This window comes from Cryobacterium sp. TMT2-15-1 (assembly GCF_004402345.1).
Taxonomy (GTDB): domain Bacteria; phylum Actinomycetota; class Actinomycetes; order Actinomycetales; family Microbacteriaceae; genus Cryobacterium; species Cryobacterium sandaracinum.
Map to the genome: position 1 here is coordinate 30,475 of NZ_SOGD01000020.1, position 18,960 is coordinate 49,434.

21 protein-coding genes are annotated in these 18,960 nt (G+C 68.6%); 4 read left to right on the forward strand and 17 right to left on the reverse strand.

Annotated elements, in window-relative coordinates; genetic code table 11:
• Positions 1-8: 8 nt before the first annotated feature.
• From E3O62_RS04425 to E3O62_RS04475, 11 genes are all read right to left on the reverse strand, one after another.
• Entirely contained in the window at positions 9-965 is a 957-nt protein-coding gene (locus E3O62_RS04425; protein ID WP_134397675.1) for a type II secretion system F family protein, read from the reverse strand.
• Positions 962-2,446: a CpaF family protein gene (locus tag E3O62_RS04430; RefSeq protein ID WP_134397676.1), complete on the reverse strand. Its 1,485-nt coding sequence runs from the start codon at positions 2,444-2,446 to the stop codon at positions 962-964. Before E3O62_RS04430 ends, E3O62_RS04425 begins: the two co-directional genes overlap by 4 nt.
• Positions 2,443-3,438 (reverse strand): AAA family ATPase, encoded by a 996-nt coding sequence (locus tag E3O62_RS04435; RefSeq protein ID WP_134397677.1) that lies wholly within the window; start codon positions 3,436-3,438, stop codon positions 2,443-2,445. Before E3O62_RS04435 ends, E3O62_RS04430 begins: the two co-directional genes overlap by 4 nt.
• Positions 3,435-4,172, reverse strand: coding sequence for a Flp pilus assembly protein CpaB (gene cpaB / locus E3O62_RS04440; protein ID WP_134397678.1), 738 nt, complete (start codon positions 4,170-4,172; stop codon positions 3,435-3,437). Before cpaB ends, E3O62_RS04435 begins: the two co-directional genes overlap by 4 nt.
• Positions 4,173-4,180: 8 nt before the next feature.
• Complete coding sequence (locus tag E3O62_RS04445) at positions 4,181-5,164, reverse strand: pilus assembly protein TadG-related protein (RefSeq protein ID WP_134396054.1); 984 nt, start codon at positions 5,162-5,164, stop codon at positions 4,181-4,183.
• The gene (locus E3O62_RS04450) at positions 5,152-5,541 is read right to left on the reverse strand and encodes a TadE/TadG family type IV pilus assembly protein (protein ID WP_134397679.1); all 390 of its coding nucleotides are present in this window, start codon (positions 5,539-5,541) and stop codon (positions 5,152-5,154) included. Before E3O62_RS04450 ends, E3O62_RS04445 begins: the two co-directional genes overlap by 13 nt.
• 134 nt (positions 5,542-5,675) lie before the next feature.
• On the reverse strand, positions 5,676-5,855 hold the full coding sequence (locus E3O62_RS04455; protein ID WP_134396056.1) for a Flp family type IVb pilin: 180 nt from the start codon (positions 5,853-5,855) through the stop codon (positions 5,676-5,678).
• A 382-nt stretch (positions 5,856-6,237) separates the two neighbouring features.
• Positions 6,238-6,870 (reverse strand): A24 family peptidase, encoded by a 633-nt coding sequence (locus tag E3O62_RS04460; protein WP_241973316.1) that lies wholly within the window; start codon positions 6,868-6,870, stop codon positions 6,238-6,240.
• Positions 6,871-6,875: 5 nt separating this feature from the next.
• Entirely contained in the window at positions 6,876-8,261 is a 1,386-nt protein-coding gene (locus tag E3O62_RS04465; RefSeq protein ID WP_134397680.1) for an FAD-dependent oxidoreductase, read from the reverse strand.
• Positions 8,262-8,284: 23 nt separating this feature from the next.
• Complete coding sequence (locus E3O62_RS04470) at positions 8,285-9,355, reverse strand: polyprenyl synthetase family protein (RefSeq protein WP_369827960.1); 1,071 nt, start codon at positions 9,353-9,355, stop codon at positions 8,285-8,287.
• 32 nt (positions 9,356-9,387) lie between these two features.
• Positions 9,388-10,113 carry a demethylmenaquinone methyltransferase gene (locus E3O62_RS04475; RefSeq protein WP_134396058.1) on the reverse strand — a complete coding sequence of 242 codons (726 nt, stop codon included), beginning with the start codon at positions 10,111-10,113 and terminating at the stop codon, positions 9,388-9,390.
• 59 nt (positions 10,114-10,172) lie between these two features.
• Here E3O62_RS04475 and E3O62_RS04480 point away from each other — a divergent pair, with 59 nt between their 5' ends.
• On the forward strand, positions 10,173-11,411 hold the full coding sequence (locus E3O62_RS04480) for an isochorismate synthase MenF (protein WP_134397681.1): 1,239 nt from the start codon (positions 10,173-10,175) through the stop codon (positions 11,409-11,411).
• 89 nt (positions 11,412-11,500) lie between these two features.
• Here the strand turns inward: E3O62_RS04480 and E3O62_RS04485 are convergent, their stop codons facing one another.
• From E3O62_RS04485 to E3O62_RS04495, 3 genes are read right to left on the reverse strand one after another with little or no spacing between them, the layout of a single operon-like run.
• Entirely contained in the window at positions 11,501-12,367 is an 867-nt protein-coding gene (locus E3O62_RS04485) for a PPK2 family polyphosphate kinase (RefSeq protein ID WP_134397682.1), read from the reverse strand.
• Positions 12,368-12,415: 48 nt separating this feature from the next.
• Entirely contained in the window at positions 12,416-14,152 is a 1,737-nt protein-coding gene (menD, locus tag E3O62_RS04490; RefSeq protein ID WP_134397683.1) for a 2-succinyl-5-enolpyruvyl-6-hydroxy-3-cyclohexene-1-carboxylic-acid synthase, read from the reverse strand.
• Positions 14,145-14,630, reverse strand: coding sequence for a PLD nuclease N-terminal domain-containing protein (locus tag E3O62_RS04495; protein ID WP_134396062.1), 486 nt, complete (start codon positions 14,628-14,630; stop codon positions 14,145-14,147). Before E3O62_RS04495 ends, menD begins: the two co-directional genes overlap by 8 nt.
• Positions 14,631-14,701: 71 nt before the next feature.
• On the opposite strand from E3O62_RS04495, the gene E3O62_RS04500 reads away from it, so the two are divergent.
• Positions 14,702-15,013 (forward strand): DUF4229 domain-containing protein, encoded by a 312-nt coding sequence (locus E3O62_RS04500; protein ID WP_134396063.1) that lies wholly within the window; start codon positions 14,702-14,704, stop codon positions 15,011-15,013.
• On the opposite strand, the gene E3O62_RS04505 is transcribed toward E3O62_RS04500, so the two are convergent.
• The 3 genes from E3O62_RS04505 to E3O62_RS04515 all read right to left on the reverse strand — a co-directional run bounded on the left by E3O62_RS04505 (position 14,987) and on the right by E3O62_RS04515 (position 18,138).
• Positions 14,987-15,967 (reverse strand): 1,4-dihydroxy-2-naphthoate polyprenyltransferase, encoded by a 981-nt coding sequence (locus tag E3O62_RS04505; protein WP_134396064.1) that lies wholly within the window; start codon positions 15,965-15,967, stop codon positions 14,987-14,989. The genes E3O62_RS04500 and E3O62_RS04505 overlap by 27 nt on opposite strands.
• 74 nt (positions 15,968-16,041) lie before the next feature.
• Complete coding sequence (locus E3O62_RS04510; RefSeq protein WP_166786415.1) at positions 16,042-17,220, reverse strand: AMP-binding protein; 1,179 nt, start codon at positions 17,218-17,220, stop codon at positions 16,042-16,044.
• Positions 17,221-17,226: 6 nt separating this feature from the next.
• Positions 17,227-18,138: a 1,4-dihydroxy-2-naphthoyl-CoA synthase gene (locus E3O62_RS04515; RefSeq protein WP_134396065.1), complete on the reverse strand. Its 912-nt coding sequence runs from the start codon at positions 18,136-18,138 to the stop codon at positions 17,227-17,229.
• Between the two features lie 157 nt (positions 18,139-18,295).
• On the opposite strand from E3O62_RS04515, the gene E3O62_RS04520 reads away from it, so the two are divergent.
• Together E3O62_RS04520 and E3O62_RS04525 are read left to right on the forward strand one after the other, a co-directional pair.
• Positions 18,296-18,568, forward strand: a complete 273-nt coding sequence (locus E3O62_RS04520; RefSeq protein ID WP_134396066.1) for a hypothetical protein — start codon at positions 18,296-18,298, stop codon at positions 18,566-18,568.
• Positions 18,565-18,960, forward strand: a 396-nt coding sequence (locus tag E3O62_RS04525; protein WP_304990535.1) for a sigma-70 factor domain-containing protein, incomplete at its 3' end; no start/stop codon positions are given. The genes E3O62_RS04520 and E3O62_RS04525, both read left to right, overlap by 4 nt.

Consider the following 18,960-nt stretch of genomic DNA (forward strand, 5'->3'; position numbering starts at 1 on the left):
GGATTCTCCTAGAACTTCACCTTGACGACGGCCATCATCCACAATGAGCCGGCGACGAGCAGGATGGCGGCAACGACCAGGGCGGCGATGCCCCAGATGCTGCCGAAGAAGCCGGCAAAGTAGTCCGGCTGCGTCAGCAGCAGAAACGTGAACACCCCGATCGGCAGGAGGATCAGCACCCAGGCTGACATCTTGCCCTCGGCGGCGAGTGACTTCACCTGGCGACGGATCTCGTTGCGTTCCCGGATGGTGTGACCCACCCGGTCGAGCACCTCGGACAGGTTGCCACCGACCTCACGGTTGATGGCGATCGCCTGCGCCACCCACTGGAAGTCCTCGCTCCGCATCCGGGTGGCGGTGTTGTCGAGGGCATCTCCGAGGTCCCGGCCGATGCGGGTCTCATTCACGACCCGGGCCAGCTCATCCGCCGACGGCGACGGCGTCTCCTGGGAGGCCGCGTCCACCGCCCGCAGCAGGCTGTGACCGGCCCGCAGGCCGCCGGCCAGAAGCGCCAAGGTTTCGTCGAGCTGTTCCGCGAACTTCGCCCGGCGTTGGCCGGCACGCACCTGAAGGAGCACCTTCGCGCCGATCGGGCCGAGCGCCGCGAAGGTCACCAGGAGCGGTATCGCCCAGAAGGTGCCGTTCCCCAGGAGCAGGCCGGTCAAGGCCAGCACGGTCGACGTCGAGAGCACCATGAGCACGAAGCCGGACGGCTGCATCCGGATGCTGGCCTGTTCCAGTTCCTCCGCGGTAAACGGCGCGCGGCCGCGACGAAGGATCGCCCCCTCGATGGCCTCGACCGTGCGGTCGGTCACCCGGGTGAGGGTCGATGTGTCCACCGCGCCCGGCGCTCGACGGCGCTCCAGCGGCACCCGGGGCCGTGGCGGTGCGATCACCAGGAAGACGATCACGAACAGGGCGATCAGCGCGGCGGCGATGCCTCCGTAGAGGGCTAACTCGTTCATCGCTGGCTCCGGGTGACGAGGTTGGCCTGGAACACGCTCGGGGACAACGGAATGCCAAGGTCCCGGAATTTGTCGGCGAACCGGGGCCGTACTCCGGTCGCCACCGCGTGGCCGAGCAGTCGTCCGGCCTCGTCGACGCCGGCACTGTAGTCGAAGACGAAGGCGTCCTGCAGCGTGACGATGTCACCCTCCATGCCCTGCACCTCCGTCACGTGCGTGACGCGGCGGGTGCCGTCCTTGAGCCTGGTGATCTGGACGATCACATCGATCGCCGACGAGATCTGCTCTCGGATCGCGCGCAGCGGCAGGTCCATTCCGGCCATCAGCACGAGGGTTTCGAGCCGGGCGATCGCGTCGCGCGGCGAGTTCGAGTGCACTGTCGAGATCGAACCCTCGTGCCCGGTGTTCATCGCCTGCAGCATGTCCAGGCTCTCGCCACCACGACACTCGCCGATCACGATTCGGTCCGGCCGCATCCGGAGAGAGTTGCGCACCAGGTCACGAATGGTGACCTCGCCTTTGCCCTCGATGTTGGCCGGCCGGGATTCCAGCCGGATGACGTGGTCCTGCTGCAGTTGCAGCTCCACCGCATCCTCGATGGTGATGATGCGCTCATTGGACGGGATGTAGGCGGAGAGCACGTTGAGCAGCGTCGTCTTCCCGGTTCCGGTGCCGCCGGACACGATGATGTTGAGCTTGGCCTTCACGCAGGCATCCAGCACCTGGGCCATCTCGGCGCTCAGCGTTCCGAAGCCGACGAGGTCGTTCACGGTGAAGGGTTCGCGCGCGAACTTGCGGATCGTGAGCGAGGAGCCGTCGACCGCGAGCGGCGGGATGATCGCGTTCACCCGCGAGCCGTCGGCGAGGCGCGCGTCGACCAGCGGCGACGACTCGTCGATGCGGCGCCCCACCTTCGAGACGATGCGTTCGATCACCCGGCGCAGCTGGGCCTCGCTGGTGAAGCGGGCAGCGCTGCGAGTGAGAAGGCCCTCCCGCTCGACGAAGATCTGCTCGTGCCCGTTGACCATGATCTCGGTCACGCCGACGTCGGCGAGCAAAGCCTCCAGCGGGCCGTACCCCAGCACGTCGGCGCCGATCTCGGCGATCAGCCGGCTTCGCTCCTCCGGGCTGAGCGGAACCTGTTCGGCGGCGACGATGCTGCCGAGTTCGGCCCTGGCATACGAGTGCAGCTGTTCCTCACTCAGGCTCGGGTCGTTCAGGCGCGTGCCGATACGGCCGAAGAGTTCCTGCGCCGCCCGCTCCTTGAGTTCTGCCAGCGGGTCTACCGGCGGCGCCGGGATGGGCGCGGGTTCCGCGTCGGGAGTCTCTGCCTCCGGTGCAGCTGTGGCCTCGGTGGAGGGTTGAAGGGCAACGTCCGTCACCGCCCTCGATGTAGAGACGTTGCCGTTGCCAGCCTTCTTGTCGAGCTTGTGCAGTGGACCATCGCGGCGTGCCGCCTCCACTCGGTCGGTCAGTTTCATGCGACAACCACCCTTCGATGCAAGCGACCGCGTTTAAGTGACGCGCTGGGGTCGAATCGGCGCACCAGCTCTGTCAGGGCAGCCGACGCGGGATTTTTCTTTCTGTTCTGGAGAAGCGGAATGCCTCGATTCGTGGACAGCGTCACCAGGCTCGACCGGGGAACGGCGACGTCCACCGGCACACCGATCGTTGCCTCGACGTCCTTCACGCTCAGCCCGCTCACCCGGTCGGCGAAGTTCAGCACGACATGACGGGCCGGCGGCAGGATGCCGATGGTGGCGAGAACTGCGAGCTCCTTGCGCAGGCCGCGTGCGCCCGGCACGGACATGTCGCAGAGGAACACGGCGTCGGTGGCGGCCTCGAGGGCGGCCAGGGCGTGCTCGCCCAGGCCAGGCGCCGTGTCGATGATCACGAACCGGAAGATTCCGGCGAGTTGGCGAATGAGGTGACCGAGCTGCTCGCCGGTGACCCGGTCCCCATCGGCCGGCGACTCCGCGCCGCACACGACGTAGTAGCCGTCCGGATGCGGAGTGAGATAGGCCTTGAGCACCAGGGCGTCGCCCGCCGCGGAAGCGGTGACAACATCCGGCAGTGCTCGCCCGGGAGTCAGCGACAGGGCCATGGCCACGTCCCCGAACTGCACATCGGCATCGACGAGCACCACCGACAGCGGAGCCTGCCGGGCGAGGCCCACGGCCAGGTTGGTCGCGACGGTTGTCTTGCCGACACCGCCCTTGGCTGCTGCCACCGCGATGATCTGGTGCGGGATGACCTCCGGTTGGGGAGTCACCTCGATTGTGGGCGGGTCGACGGTGGGGGGTTCCCACTGCTCATCGACGGCCGGCCAGGCGTCGAGGGCGGTGGCATCCGCCCGCCCAATCTCGCCCGGGGTTTCGTCCTGGTCCTGGTCGCCGGTTTCGACGTCAACGGCCGTCTGCGCTACCGACCCCAGCACCCCGTCACGCCAGGGGCTCAGTCGGGGGCGGCTCATTCGAACACCGTGCTGCCACCGATGACCGCTGAACCCGTTTCGTCAGCCGTCTTCGGCTCGATGGTGAGCCAGACGCTGCCGAATTCCTGGCCCCAGACTAGCTTCTGAATGTCTGCGGTCGACCGAGCCAGGGTGACCATGACCGTGTCGAACGGCTCGGCTGCCGCGTCCGCTCCCTCGGCAGGAGGAGTCTTGTTTCCCTCTCGTACCGCGGTGACAAGCACCTTGTGGAAGACCTGGCGGCTGATCGGCGTGTCCTCGGCGCCGTCAGTGCCCTTGATCGTCGCGGAAATCACGACACCGACGGTGTCGCCCGGCTTGACAGTGCCGCCGACCACCTGTTCGACGGGAAGCGCGATGCTCACCGCCTGCATCCCCTCCGGCAGGGCAACGTCTCCGCTGGCTGCCCGCTCGGCGGGCGTCACCCAGCGCGACTCGAGCAGCTGCTCGCCGGGCATGAGTGCGGTGTCTGCCACCAGGCCCTTCAGGTCGCTCAGCTTCGTCACGCGTCCGGGAACGGCGGCGACGGTCGGAATCTGCTTCGCAGTGATGAGGTCGCTGATCGCACTCGCCTCGGTGCCGGCTGGGATCTCAGCCGCTACCAGGTAAACCTCCACGAACTCAGCCCCGTTGGCCGCTCGCGCGTCAGCACTGTTCACGTAGCCGGTAAGCACGACGGTGCCAACAACGGCCAGGACGATCGCGAGGATCGCGCCAATGAGTCGAGTTTTCATGAGATCTCCTAGTTTGAAAGTCTGACGAGGTCTACGCCGAGGTCGGGGCCACCGATAGCCGCGCCTGCCGCGTCAACGGACACCCAACGATCGAAGTACCCCTGAATTCCACGGCAATTGCCGGCGCACCTCGGGGCGGCGGGATCGGTGTTGGTCAGTGCCGGGCCGCCGGAGAACTTCCACCCGGTGATGGTGAAGGCAGCGAACGCGTAGAGGTGATACGACGCCGCCTGGCCACTGGTCACTTCGTTTCCGCTCGGGTTGTAGGCCCGGTCGAAAATGGGCACCAGGATTGTCTGGCCTTCGAGATCGGTCAGCGTGTCGTCACAGATACCAGGGAACGAGTTGCCCGGCTCGCTCGGAGCGCGCGCCACGGTCAGGTCGATGGCGGCCTCGCACTCGTCCTCCACCCGGTCGAGCCAGCCGAATCCACCGGGAATGGGGCGGCCGTCCGGGGTCGTGCACGCCGGGTTCTGGTCGTAGCGAAGGAGCACGAGGGTTCCGTCCAGGGCCGGCTGGAATTCACACAGCGAGATGGCGAGCGGCAAGACGATCATGCTCTCCCGCGGCGGGCCCCACTCGGCGGTGGCGGCAGCGTGCACGGTCGTCGAATCGATGCCGATGAACCGGGCGAACGGGTGGCTGATGGCATCCGCATTGGTGTCGGCCACCCGAGTGCTCGAGGTGACGAGCACGCTGTTGCTGGTCGGGAAGGTGGGGGTGAGAACGTTGGCGGCCCCGTCGTTGGCATTAGCGTCGGCGAAGGCGGCGGCTGTGGCCGCGGAGCCGGTGCAGACGCCGTCCGTGGCGCAGCCCTGGGCGATGGCGAGCGCTGCGGCATCCGCTCCGTTCTGGAGCTGGCCGCGTTCGACGTACAGGGCACCGACGTCGACGGCGATTGCCGCGAACCCAAGGAGCGGCACCAGCAGTACCGCCACCAGGACGGCACTCGCGCCGCGCTCATTGCCCAGACGTGCAGTTATCCTCCGCATTGCATGACTCCTTTACCGGTGAGAGGCAGCGTCACACCGAAGTACCCGGTGAGCAGGTCTACCTCGTAGTCGATGGTGACGGTCACGGCCGATCCGGCGGCGCAATCGGCCGGCCTGACGGTGATGTCACCCGTGGTGAGCGCGGGGTTGACCGACGGAGCAGCCAGGCTGGCGGCCGTCCTGGCCCGCGCGGGGTCGTTGTGGATGGCCATCGTCCGGGCACCCTCACGGGCCGCATTGCTCAGAGAGATCTGCACGTTGTAGACCCGGCTGAACTCGATCACTCCGAGTACGAGCAGGAGGAGCAGGGGAAGGACGAGCGCGAACTCGACGGCGGCCGCTCCGCGCTCGCTTGTGACGGTGCGCCTGAAAATCATGAAATGGCCCCTTCGGGTAGGCCTGGCGTTGCGGGTGAAAGTCGGGGGGGGGTGAGTGCGGGCGGCGGCTCGCCATGGCGAGCCGCCGCCGGCGCAGGGGGTTCGGCGACGATTAGGCGCCGGGCTTGCATCGGTTAGAGGTTGCCTTCGACACCAACGAACATTGCCCGTAGGGCGATGCCGATGGCTCCGACCGCGCCGATGATAACGACGGCGATGAGCGAGACCATCAGGCCGTACTCCACCGCGGTGGCGCCCTCTTCGTCGGTGCGCATGCTGTTGATGAGGGCCTGGATCTTGGTGTAGAACTTCATCTCGGGTTGTCCGTTCTGTGTAGGCCGGCCAGGGCGGCCGAGCGAATGACCACAAGTTACGTTCGCCGAGAAAACCTCACTACTCCCCAGAGAAGGGGCTCCCCGTCTGGGGGGTAGCTGAGCAAAAGCTGTGGAAATTCTGAAAACGGCAGGACAACAACTCGCGACGTGGGCTTGTCGCGAGTGAGGCCGTCATTCGGGTTCGGGCCGGTCAGTTCGAGTGGCTCAGGGAATCGTGCGGGAGGTGTCTCCAGGCGCGCCGCGGGCAGAAAGATTCGGGTACACAGGTGCTCCTCGGGTGAAGCGAACTCGCCGCAGGGGCGGCGACAGCGTCACCGTAGCCCCGTCTCAACGCGCGTCCTGGCCCCCTTCCGGGGTGAATTCAGGCCAGCAACACGCCCAGGAAGGCACCCGCGAGCATGGACGGCCCGAACGGGATGGAGCTCCGTAGGGTCACCCGGCGAAGCGCAAGGGCAACCAGCGAAACCAGGCCGCCGATCAGGAAGGCACCGAAAGCGCCGACGAGAAACGGGGTCCAGCCCAGATATCCGAGCGCGAGGCCAATCACCGCGGCCAGCTTCACGTCGCCCATGCCAATGCCGCCGGGCGAGATCAGGGCGAGCACGAAATAGAACGCGAACAGCGCGGCGCCGCCAAGGAAGGCCCCGAGTAGGGCCTGCCAGGCCCCGGATGCCGCCGCCGCGAGCGTCAACAACAGCGGCAGCACGATCAGCGAGGGGTAGACCAGCGCGTTCGGCAGTCGCTTCTCGGCGAAATCGACGACGCTGAGCACCACTGCAATCAGTGCCAGGTACAGATACGCCGGCAGCTCCCACCCTGTCCCGAACTTCCACACGACCAGGGCGACCAGCAGTCCGGTCGACACGGTCACCGCGGCACGCACCGGCCACGCGAAGCGGCGGCGGATGCGCAGCATCCGTTCGGCAATCCCGGTCAGGAAAATCCCGAGTGCGGCGCCGATCAGGCCGGCGATAATCGACAGCCCGGGCGCCACGCGCGTCAGCTCTCGCCGCGGGAAATCGTGACCATCTCGTCGCGGGGAACGACCTTGACTCGCGTGCGACCCTCGTCGGAGCCGAGCGCGAGCTCGTGCTGGTCGAGCCGGTGCCAGCCGTCGAGGTTCGTGTATTGCACCCCTCGCTCGTCGAGCAGGTTCACGATGCTCTGCTCGGAGGGCGACTCCGGGCGCCACCAGTTGCCGAGGTCGTTGATCAGGTGCCGCACGGTCTCCATGGCGTCTGACTTCGTGTGCCCGATCAGCCCGACCGGCCCGCGTTTGATCCACCCGGTGGCGTAGACGCCGTACAGCTGCGTGTTGGCGCTCTTCGAGCCGAACGACGGGTCACCCTTCCAGAGAACCTGCCCCTCCCGGTTGGGGATCACGCCGCGCTTCCTGTCGAAGGGAACGCCCGGCAGCGACGACCCGAAGTAACCCACCGCACGGTAGACGGCCTGGATCGGCAGCTGGCGGATCTCGCCGGTGCCGACGACGCCGCCCTGCCCGTCGGGGGTGGTGCGTTCGTAACGGATGGCGCCGACCCGGCCCTCGCCGTCGTTGACGATCTCTACGGGCTTGGCGAAGAAGTGCAGGTGCAGGCGGCGGCTGGCCGTGCCGGCCGGGCGCTCCCGCCACTTGTTCAAAACCTTGTCGATCACGAAGACCTGCTTGTTGCTGGCCACGGCGTCCCGCGCGGCATCGTCGTAGTCGAAGTCTTCGTCGTAGAGGACGATGTCCACATCGGGCAGGTCGCCGAGTTCCCGCAGCTCCAGCGGGGTGAACTTCACGGAGGTTGGTCCACGGCGGCCGAACACGTGCACATCCGTCACCGGCGATGCCTTGAGTCCCTCGTAGACGTTCGTTGGGATCTCGGTGCTCAGCAGGTCGTCGGCGTGCTTGGCGAGCATACGTGCGACGTCGAGTGCCACGTTGCCGTTTCCGATGACGGCAACCTCCTGAGCCTCCAGCGGCCAGGTGCGCGGCACGTCGGGGTGCCCGTCGAACCAGCTCACGAAGCGGGCGGCCCCGTAGGACCCGTCCAGGTCGATGCCCGGGATGTCCAGGTCGGCGTCGCGCACGGCCCCGGTCGCGAAGATGACGGCGTTGTAGTGCCTCTTCAGATCGTCGAGGGTGATGTCGATACCGAACCGCACGTTGCCGAAGACACGGATGTCGCCGCGGTCGAGCACATCGCGCAGGGCCGTGATGATGCCCTTGATCCGGGGGTGGTCCGGGGCGACGCCGTAGCGCACAAGTCCATAGGGCGCCGGCAGGTGGTCGAACAAGTCGATCGAAACCTCGAAGTTCCGTTCCGCCTTGAGCAGGATGTCGGCGGCGTAGATACCCGCAGGTCCCGCGCCGACAATGGCCAATCGCAACTTGGTCATGGAAGCCTTTCTAGCTTGATCGTCTAACTGGATCGTTCAACGATCGTGTCGGCGAAACGGGTGAGGGCCTTCTTGACCGAGCCGTCCGGCAACGGGGCGAGGGCTTCGACCGCGTCATGCGCCCAGCCGTGCGCCTCGGCGAGGGTCTGCCCGGTCACGTCGTGCTCGCGCAGCGCGGTGATCGCGGAGTCCGCCGCGGCGGTCGCGACGCCGTTGCTGGCCATCACGTCGCGTTCGAGGCGTTCGAGCAGGGCGGCGGCGTCGGCGTCGTGCGGGGCACGCTCGCGCAGGCGCAACAGCGGGAGGGTGGCCACCCCGGCGCGCAGGTCGGTGCCGGGCACCTTGCCGGTCTCCTCCGGCTGCGGGGAGAGGTCGAGCACATCGTCGATGAGTTGGAAGGCGACGCCGATCTTCTCACCGAACGCGATCACCGGCTTTTCGAACTCGGACGGGGCGTCGGAGAAGATGATGCCTGCTTGGGCGGCCGCCGCGATCAGCGACCCGGTCTTGTCGGCGAGCACCTGGATGTAGTGCTCCACGGGGTCCTGGCCGGGCTGCGCACCGACGGTCTCGTGCAGTTGGCCGAGCACAAGGCGCTCGAAGGTGTCGGCCTGCAAACGGATGGCCCGTTCGCCCAGCCGTGCCATCAGCTGGTTGGCGCGGGCGAAGAGCAGATCCCCGGTCAGGATCGCCACCGAGTTGCCCCACACGGTCTGCGCGCTCGGCACCCCGCGGCGCTTGTCCGAGTCGTCCATCACGTCGTCGTGGTAGAGCGAGGCCAGGTGGGTGATCTCGATCGCGGTGGCCGCGGTGATGACGTCCGCGTGGTTGCCGCTGCCGAGGTGGGCCGTGAGCAGCGCCAGCATGGGGCGTACGCGCTTGCCGCCCGCGTTGAGCAGGTAGCGGCTGGTGACGTTCGCGATCTCGTCGGCAAAGGTCACCTCGGCGAGCAGACTGGCCTCGACCTGATCGATTCCCCCGTCGATGCCCGCGGCAAGGCCACGGTCCTGGGCGGTCGAGAAAATGCGATCGCTGAGGCCGAGCTGGCTCGTCACGGATGAGCCGCGACGGAACAGGGGCATGCTCGGTTTCACTCTGTCAGCCTAACGATCGGATCTGGGAGGATTCAAGACGGTGCGTTTGACGCATCCGTCGGCTTGACGCCGCGATGCAGTGCCACGATACCCACGGTCAGGTTGCGGTAGGCGACGGCGTCGAAGCCCGCCTCTCGCAGCCAGGCGCTGAGGGTCTGCTGGTTCGGCCAGGCCGCGATCGACTCGCCCAGATAGTCGTACGCCTCCGCGTTGGAGGACGCGAGCTTTACGATCATCGGCATCACGCGAGTGAGGTAGGCGAAGTAGCCCAGCCGGATCGGTGCGAACGGCGGCGTAGAGAACTCGCAGATCACGACGCGCCCCCCGGGCTTGGTCACCCGGTAGAACTCGGCCAGGGCTTTCTTGGGCTCGACCACGTTGCGCAGGCCGAACGAGATGGTCACGGCGTCGAACTCGTTGTCGGCGAACGGCAGCGCGGTGGCGTCGGCCTGAACGAACTCGACCCGCGGGTTGTCCGCGTGACGTGAACGGCCGACCGCGATCATGCCCTCCGAAAAGTCGGCGGCCACAACGTGCGCGCCCGTCTTTGTCAGCGCGACGCTGGACGTGCCCGTTCCGGCGGCGATGTCGAGGATGCGTTCGCCGCGCCGGGGGTTCACGGCGCGGGTCGCGGCCATCCGCCACAGGGCCGCGTTTCCTACCGAGAGAACGGCATTCGTGCGGTCATAATGGGTGGAGACCTGATCGAACATGGCAGCGACTTGCTCTGGCTGCTTATTGAGGTCTGCTCTACTCACCCCCACAGTCTAGATTGCCCGCGGACGCGCCGCGCTCTCCACAGCCTCTGGCATAGGCTATGCAGGTGAATGCTCAGGCTCTGACGGTCGAAACCACCCCCATCGCCGACATCCGCCAACTGATTCTTCTGCTCGATACCCGAGCACCGCTGCTCTGGATGCGGCGCAACCAGGGTCTGGCCGGCATCGGCACGGCCCTGCGGCTCGAGTTCTCCGGAGCGACCCGGCTGACGGATGCCGCCACCGCCTGGCGCGACGTCGCAGCCGCCGCCACCGTGTCCGACCCGATCGCAAGCACTGGCACGGGCCTGCTCGCTTTCGGAGCCTTCGCCTTCGACGCCTCCTCGGCCCAGACCAGCGTGCTGATCGTGCCGCAGGTCATCATCGGGCGTGACAACGGCCGATGCTGGGTGACGCGCATCTGGCCGACCGGCACCACGCCTCCGGAGATTCCCCTGGCGCTCCGTCCCCTCGGCACCGAATACCGCATCTCCCTACTGCCGGGCGCCCTGCCGCCCGCCGGGTACCGCGACGCGGTCGGCGAAGCCGTGTCCCGCATCGCCTCCGGAGACCTCAACAAGGTCGTGCTGGCCCGCGACCTGGTCGGGCGGCTACCGACGGAATCCGACCTGCGCCGCGCCGTCAGCGAGCTGGCGCTGGGCTACCCCGACTGCTGGACCTACGCGGTCGACGGCCTCGTCGGCTCCAGCCCGGAGACCCTCATCCGCGCCGACCACGGCGAGGTCAACGCCCGCGTGCTCGCCGGCACGATGTCGCGGGGCGCGGATGCCGCCTCCGACCTGGAGGCAGCCCTCCAGCTGGCCACCTCCGCCAAGGACGGCGACGAACACGCCTTCGCGGTGCAGAGCGTGCTGGCCTCGCTCCGCCCGCACACCTCTCACCTCACCACCAGCGAAATCCCGTTCACCCTGAAGCTGCCGAACCTCTGGCACCTGGCAACGGACGTCGAGGGCACCCTGAGCGACGGATCGAACTCCCTCGACCTGATCGCCGCCATGCACCCGACGGCCGCGGTCGCCGGCACGCCCACCGAGACGGCCCTCGCCCTGATCCGCGAACTCGAGCCGTTTGACCGGGGCCGTTACGCGGGCCCGGTCGGCTGGGTCGGCGCCGACGGCGACGGCGAGTGGGCAATCGCCCTGCGCTGCGCCCAGGTCAGCCCCGCCGGCGGCGTCACGGCCTACGCCGGCTGCGGCATCGTGCTGGACTCCGAGCCCGAGCGCGAGCTCGCCGAAACCCGCATGAAGTTCCGCCCCGTCGTGGAGGCCTTCGGCTGACCAGCCTCCGCAGACTCGGTTCAGCGAGGATCCCCGCTCCGGGCGAGAGTGCCCGCTCCGCGGGTCACGCTCGGCCGGAACGGCCACACTCAGGTCGTGGCGAGGCGGGCCTTCTCAACCTCGACGTCGAAGGTCGCCGACGGCCAGGTCAGGTCGAGGCGCTGCAGGGCGTCGATCAACAGGTGCTGCACGGCCAGGCGGGCGTACCACTTCTTCTCCGCCGGCACCACGAACCAGGGCGCGGCGACGGTCGACGTGCGTTCGAGGGCGAGCTGGTACGCCTCCTGGTAGGCGGCCCACTGCATGCGTTCGTCGACGTCGCCCGGGTTGTACTTCCAATGCTTGTCCGGGCGTTCCAGCCGCTCGGCCAGGCGCTTCTTCTGGTCGTCGGAGCCGATGTGCAGCATGACCTTGACGATCGTCGTGCCGGCGTCGACGAGTTCCTGCTCGAACCGGGTGATCAGGCCGTAGCGCTCCTCGATCTCCGCCGCCGGGGCCAGCGCCCGTACGCGGCCGACCAGCACATCCTCATAGTGTGAACGGTCGAAGACCCCGATCAGGCCGGCGTCGGGCAGCCGTTTGCGCACCCGCCAGAGGAAGTCGTGGGACCGTTCCACCTCTGTGGGCGCCTTGAACGCGTACAGACGGATGCCCTGGGGGTCGACAGCGCCGACGACGTGGCGCACGATGCCGCCTTTGCCGGCCGTGTCCATGGCCTGCAGCACGAGGAGCACGCGGCGCGGGTCGCCGGACCGGCTGTTCGCGAAGAGCATCTCCTGCAGGTCCGACAGCACGCCGGCCCCGGCGGCCAGCGCTTCGTCCGCGTTGTCCTTTTCCACCCCGTCAAAGCCGGGCGTCGAGGCGGGGTCCACGCCCGCGAGCCGGAACCCCGGCGTCACCCGCAGCAACCCCCTCGGTTCCCCGGCCCAGAATTCCTGTTCGCTGCGTTCAGCCACGGTGCACCCTTCGTTGCAGAACAGCGTCCCGCAGACGCCCCGGCAAACCTAGCGAACCAGCGGAACCTCGAGGATGCTCGGCCCCGCGTGCGGCGCGGTCAGCGCGCGCTCGAGGTCACTCCGGGTGGCCGCCAGACCGTATGACCAGCCGTAGGCGGCGGCGAGGTTGGCGAGGTCGGCCTGCTGCGGGGTGAAGAGTACCCGGGTGATGGCGTCGGCGCGGGCGGATGCCGCCACCTCCAGACCGTCGAAAATGGTGCCGCCGCCGTCGTTGCCGACGATGATCTGGAGCCGCGGGAGCGCCTCCCCCGGGGTGAGCAGGAGCGACCCGACATCGTGCAGCAGGGTGAGGTCGCCGACCACCAGGCGGGTGACCCCGGTGGACTGCGGCGTTGGACCGGTCTGGCTGGCCAGGGCGATGCCGACGGCCGTGGCGACCGTGCCGTCGATGCCGGCCAGACCGCGGTTGGAGTGCACGGAGATCTTCTTGCCGGGAACGCGGCGGTCGGCCACCCGCACCAACCGGGAGGCACCGAAAACGAGACGGTCGTGCGGCCAGGAGGCGCGCCAGACGGCGTCCACGAGCATGGGCCGGGTGACAGGCGCGCGCATGGCGGCCAGCTCTTCGCGGGTGATTCCGCGATCGCCGATCGGGATCGATTCCCGGGCGGCTCCCGCGGCCAGCAGGTGCCGGCTGGACATCACCCAGCGGCCCAGCCATTCCCGCCCCTCGAGGCTTTCGGCCGCTGCGATGGCCGCGGCGTCCGGGGCGGCGGCGCGGGCGAAGACGCGCACCCGGTGTCCGGGGTTGAACCATTCGGTGCCGGTGGGAGCCACCACGATGGTTTCCACACCCTCGCGGACGATCATGGCCGGCACCTCGCGGCTGAGCGTCGGGTGACCGAACACGACAGCGCGCTCGACCCGCCCACCGAGGTCGGAGGCCAGCAGCAGCTCGCGGTAGGCGGAGACGAGGTTCGGGCCGAACCGGGCGCCGCTGCACACCTCGGCCAGCAGCGGCCAGCCGCCGGTACGCGCGAATTCCTCGGCCTCGGGGCCGGCGCCCGTGCCGGCGATGACCACGGTGCGCGGTCCGCCCGTGACCGGGAAGACCGGTTCGGTCGGGGACGCGTCCAAAACGGGCGCGGCGAGCACCGCGGCCGACTCGCCGAGTCCGACCGGGCCTGAGATCGCTTCGGGAGTCAGCGCCACCGGCGCCGACAGGGGCTCCCGGAACGCCAGGTTGAGCTGCACCGGGCCTGGATCGAGTGAGGTGGCACCGGTGGCGGCATCCGTCGCCTGTCGGGCCAGGGCAATGGCATCGGCGTGCTCGCCGGCCGCACCCTCCGGTGCGGACGCATCCACGCACAGGCGCATCGCCACACCGAACAGGCCGGGCTGCAGGGTGGTCTGGTTCGAACGGATGCCGCGCAGCTCGCTCGGCCGATCGGCCGTCAGCAGGATCATGGGCACCCCCGAGTGGTGCGCCTCGAGCACCGCGGGATGGAGGTTCGCCACGGCCGTGCCCGAGGTGCAGACGACCAGCGCCGGCCGGCCGGCCTCGACGGCAAGGCCAAGAGCGAGGAAGCCCGCGCCGCGCTCGTCGAGGCGCACGTGCAGCCGGATCAGCCCGATCCGCTCCAGTTCGGCAGCGGCCAGGGCGAGGGCCTGCGACCGGGCGCCCGGGCTGAGAACCAGGTCGCGTACGCCCAAGCGCACGAATTCACCCAGGAGAGAGACGCTGAAGTCTGTGGCCGGGCTACCGCTCGAGGCGATGTCAGGCATCCCGCCGGCCAGGCAGATCGCCTTCGCCCGGCTCGGATTTTTTCGGCTCGAACCCGGCTTGGCCGTTCTGGCCGGTCTGACTGCCCTGGCTGCCCTGTCCGGGCGTGCCGGAGGTTCCCGTCGTGTCGGTGGTTCCTGCCGCACCGAGGTCCCGGGGATCCGGGGCGTCAAGGTCGGCAAGCTCCTGCTCGAGGGCGCGGAGTCGTTCTTGGTCGGACGTGGCCCGGTCCAAACCCTTGAGGAAGTCGATGTCGTCGTCGGGGGCGAACGACCGCACGATCTTGCCCGTGCTGGCACGGCCGCGACCGATCAGCAGCCACAGCACCGGCCCGATCACGGGAATGAGCACGATGACGAACATCCACACCCAGCGTGGCAGCCCGCGCACCCGGGATCGTTGGAGGAGCGCGCAATCCACCAGCGCATAGACGGTGAGGACGACGACGACGACTCCAAGAGCGAACCACAGGCGAACCATTCCCACAGTGTATGGCTCCCACCCGTGAGATCGGTGAGTGAGCGCACAGCCCGGCGATCTAAACTGTGGGCATGAATGTTGTTCCCGCCTGGGTGTCCTATTCGGTCTTCCGCGTGCTCCTGTTCGCCGTTCCGCTCACGCTGATGCTCTTCCTCCGGATCGAGTGGTGGATTGCCGCGATCGCCGCCGCTGTGATCGGAGCCTCGCTCTCCTTCATCTTCCTGCGGAAGCCTCGCGAGAAGGTCGCGCTGGGCCTGTACCAGGCGCGGCATCCCGATACGGAGCCGGCGCACCCCGACGCCGTGTCCGAGGACGCTGCCCTCGACCGGGCCGATGCGCGGGCGGCCGAAGCCGACCTACAGCGCGAACGCGAGAGCCAGTAGCAGCCCGTAGGCCAACGCCGAGACGCTGGTCAGCTTGAGGGCCAGCACCAGTTCGGTCGAGGTCGTCGCCGTCACCGTGATCAACCCGGCCGGCACCGCCAGCAGCAGCACGAAAAATGTCAGCCAGGCCAGCGGGTAGAAGACCGCGAAGAAGGCGACGATCGCGAACGCCAGCAGCAGGAACAGGCAGAACACGACCCGCGACGCCATGCTCCCGATCAGCACCGCGAGGGTGCGTTTGCCGGATGCCCGGTCCGGCTCCAGGTCGCGCAGGTTGTTGACCATCAGCACGGCCATGGCGATCAGGCCGATCCCGACGCCGCTCAGCCAGCTTTCGGTGTTCACGGTGCCGACCTGCACATACGTGGTACCAACGGTCGCCACAAGGCCGAAGAACACGAAGACGAAGACCTCGCCGAGACCGAAGTAGCCATACGGTTTGCGTCCGCCGGTGTAGAACCAGGCCGCAATGATGGCGAGGACACCGACCAGCAGCAGCCACCACTGACCGGTCAGCACCACCAGGGTGAGGCCGGCGAGCGCGGCGAGCGCGAAGAATGCGAGGGCCACCGTGAGCACGGCACGGGGCTGAGCGGCTCCGCTGCCGGTCAGCCGGGCCGGGCCGATCCGGTTGGCGTCAGTACCGCGGATACCGTCGGAATAGTCGTTCGCGTAGTTCACGCCGATCTGCAGGCACAGGGCCACGATCAGGGCGAGCACCGCCCGTACCGGATGGAAGACGCCGGGGCCGCTCACGACGATCGCCGCCCCGGTGCCGAGGGCCACCGGGGCGATAGCCAGGGGGAGGGTGCGCAGGCGTGCTCCGGAGACCCAGTCTCCCGCCGTGGCCGGTCCGGTTCGCGCCGGGCCGCGGCCGGCGGCGGCATTGCGCCGGGCCGGGTTGCCCGACTTTCCGTTCCGGGCCGCCGAAGAGGTCGCTGCCGAGGGGTTCAATCGCTGTTGTGAGGGCCTGACCGGCCGCGCTCCGTGTGCCACGCCTTCATAGTACGTGCCGGTAGCTCGGTCGCTCAGAGAGCGGCGAGCATCCGGCCCAGCGCAAGACGGTCGGGTTTGCCGGTGGAAAGCTGCGGGATCGACGCGACCCGCACGAGGCGCGCGGGCCTGGCCGCCTTGCCCAGCGCGGATGCCACGGCTTCCCCGATTCTCTCGAGGGAGTCCTCGGGGAGGCCGGCCGCACCGGGTTCCGCACCGGGTTCCGCCGGCACGACCAGCACCGGGACCTGGCCCCACGTGACGTCGGGCCGGCCCACCGCCACCGCCTCGCCGAAGCCCGGCAGCGACCGGACGACCCGCTCGACCGCATCGAGCGACACCTTCTCGCCGCCGGAGATGATCACGTTGTCGGCTCGCCCGAGCACGCGCACGAGGCCCGTCGCGGCGTCCACCTCGCCCAGGTCACCCGTGCGGTACCAGCGTCCCCCGTGCACCTTGAGGAAGCGGTCGCTGGTGCGCACGGGGTCACCGAGGTACCCCTCGGCGAGCACGGAGCCCGCGATCTCCAGCTGCCCGTCGACCACGCGCACCTCGGAGTTGCCGATCGGGGTGCCGTTGTAGACACAACCGCCGGAAGTTTCCGACGAGCCATAGGTGGCGAACACGTGCAGGTCGAGGTCGACGGCCTGCTCGGCGAGCTGCGACGGCAGCGCCTGGCCGCCGACCAGGATGCCGTCGAAGCGGCGCAGCACGGCCAGCAGGTGAGGGTCGTCTGCGGCCGCGGCGACCAGCCGGGCCAACTGCACCGGGACCAGGGCGGTAAACCGCAGCGGCTCGGTGAGGCGTCCGGCTGAGGCAGCGAACACGGCCGGGTCGAAGTGGCCGCTCGGCAGCATGACAGGGACGGTGTCGGCCACGATCGAGCGCACGAGCACCTGCACCCCGGCGATGTAGTGCACGGGCAGGGCCAGCAGCCACTGACCGGGGCCGCCGAGGCGCACGCTGGAGGCGGCGGCGCTGCAAAGTAGAGCGTCGGTGCTGAGCATCACGCGCTTGGGCGCATCCGTTGAGCCGGATGTCTCGATCACCACCGCCACCTGACGGGGCACGCGCGCCAGGCTCGCCCGTCTGGCGGCCTCCGGCCGGCCGGGGACCGGCAGCACGGCGTCGCCGGTGTCGGCCAGCGCGAGGCGCAACGGGGTCATCAGGTCGAGCGGGTCACCGACCGGCACGACCCTCAGCCGCCGGGTCATGGTCGCCTAGAACTGCCAGTCGTAGGGACCCCAGTCGGGGTCGCGCTTCTCCAGGAACGCGTCACGCCCCTCGACCGCCTCGTCGGTGCCGTAGGCCAGACGGGTGGCCTCCCCGGCGAACACCTGCTGGCCGACCAGGCCGTCGTCCACGGCGTTGAAAGCGAATTTCAGCATCCGGATGGCGGTAGGCGACTTGGTCAGGATCGTGCGGGCCCAATCCAGCGCCTCCACCTCGAGTTCGGCGTGCGGCACCACGGCGTTCACGGCCCCCATCTCGAAGGCGCGCTGCGCGGAGTACTCGCGGGCCAGGAAGAACACTTCCCTCGCGGTCTTCTGCCCCACCTGGCGGGCGAAGTAGGCGCTGCCGTATCCGGCGTCGAAGGAGCCGACGTCGGCATCCGTCTGCTTGAACTTGCCATGCTCGGCGCTGGCGATGCTGAGGTCGCAGACCACGTGCAGAGAGTGCCCGCCGCCGGCCGCCCAGCCGGGGATGACCGCGATGACAACCTTGGGCATGAACCGGATCAGCCGCTGCACCTCGAGGATGTGCAGCCGGCCGCCGCGCGCCGTGTCGATCCCGGACGCGGTCTCTCCCTCGGCGTACTTGTAGCCATCCCGGCCTCGGATGCGTTGGTCCCCGCCTGAGCAGAACGCCCAACCGCCGTCCTTCGGGCTGGGTCCGTTGCCGGTCAGGAGCACCACCCCGATGCGCGGGTTGACGCGCGCATCCTCGAGGGCGGCGTGCAGTTCGTCGACGGTGTGCGGGCGGAACGCGTTCCGCACCTCGGGCCGGTTGAACGCCACCCGGGCGATTCTCCCGGTCACGTCGTGGTGGTATGTGACGTCGGTGAGGCGGTCGAAGCCCGCGACTTCCCGCCACTGGGTCGGGTCGAAGATTTCGGAAACCTGTTCGATCATGCTCCTAGCCTACGCGGGCTTGCGGCGCCGGAATGCTGCTGGCCATAGGCCTCTCGGAAGCTGGTTCGCACCCCCGTTTGGGCGGCAAAGTCAAGCCCCTTGAGGCCGTCGTTTCCACGCTGTGTACTGGACTCTTAAGAAATACTCGGAGGCAGTGATGGCCGACAGTGGCACACGAAAAACGAACCCCACTCCACCCGCGAGAAATATCGGGATCAACGAACTCTCCCCCACGGAATGGCGCATCAGCGACCGGATGATCGCCGACGGCGATCCGGCCGCCCTGGTCGGCTTCATCCAGCGCGTGGACGACGCCTTCGAAGTGACGGACTTCGGCCGCCCCCGGGAGCGAGCGTACTTCTCGTCCTTTGACCGTGCCACGGCCAGTCTCGCCCTCCGTCCGGCACCCACCGGAACGGCCCTGCGATGAGCACGGCCACTCAAGAGACTCAACCCCCGGAGCACTCGGGCTCCCGACCGACACCGGCCGCGGATCAGCCCCCGACCTCGGCGCCAGCGCCAGCGCCAGCGCCAGCGAATTTCACCACCGCTCCGTCGACCGCTCCCGCCCGCTACAGCTCATCGACGGATGCCTTCGGCGACTACCTGCGCCGCATCGGCAAGGGGCCCCTGCTCACCGCCGTCGACGAGGTGACCCTTGCGCAGCGCATCGAGGTCGGGCTGTTCGCCGGCGAAAAATTGTCCCGCGGAGTCGACGACCCGTCCTTGGCCCGCGAGTTGGCCTGGCTTGCCCATGATGGCCGCCGCGCGAAGAACCGCTTCATCGAATCGAATCTGCGCCTGGTGGTCAGCATCGCCAAG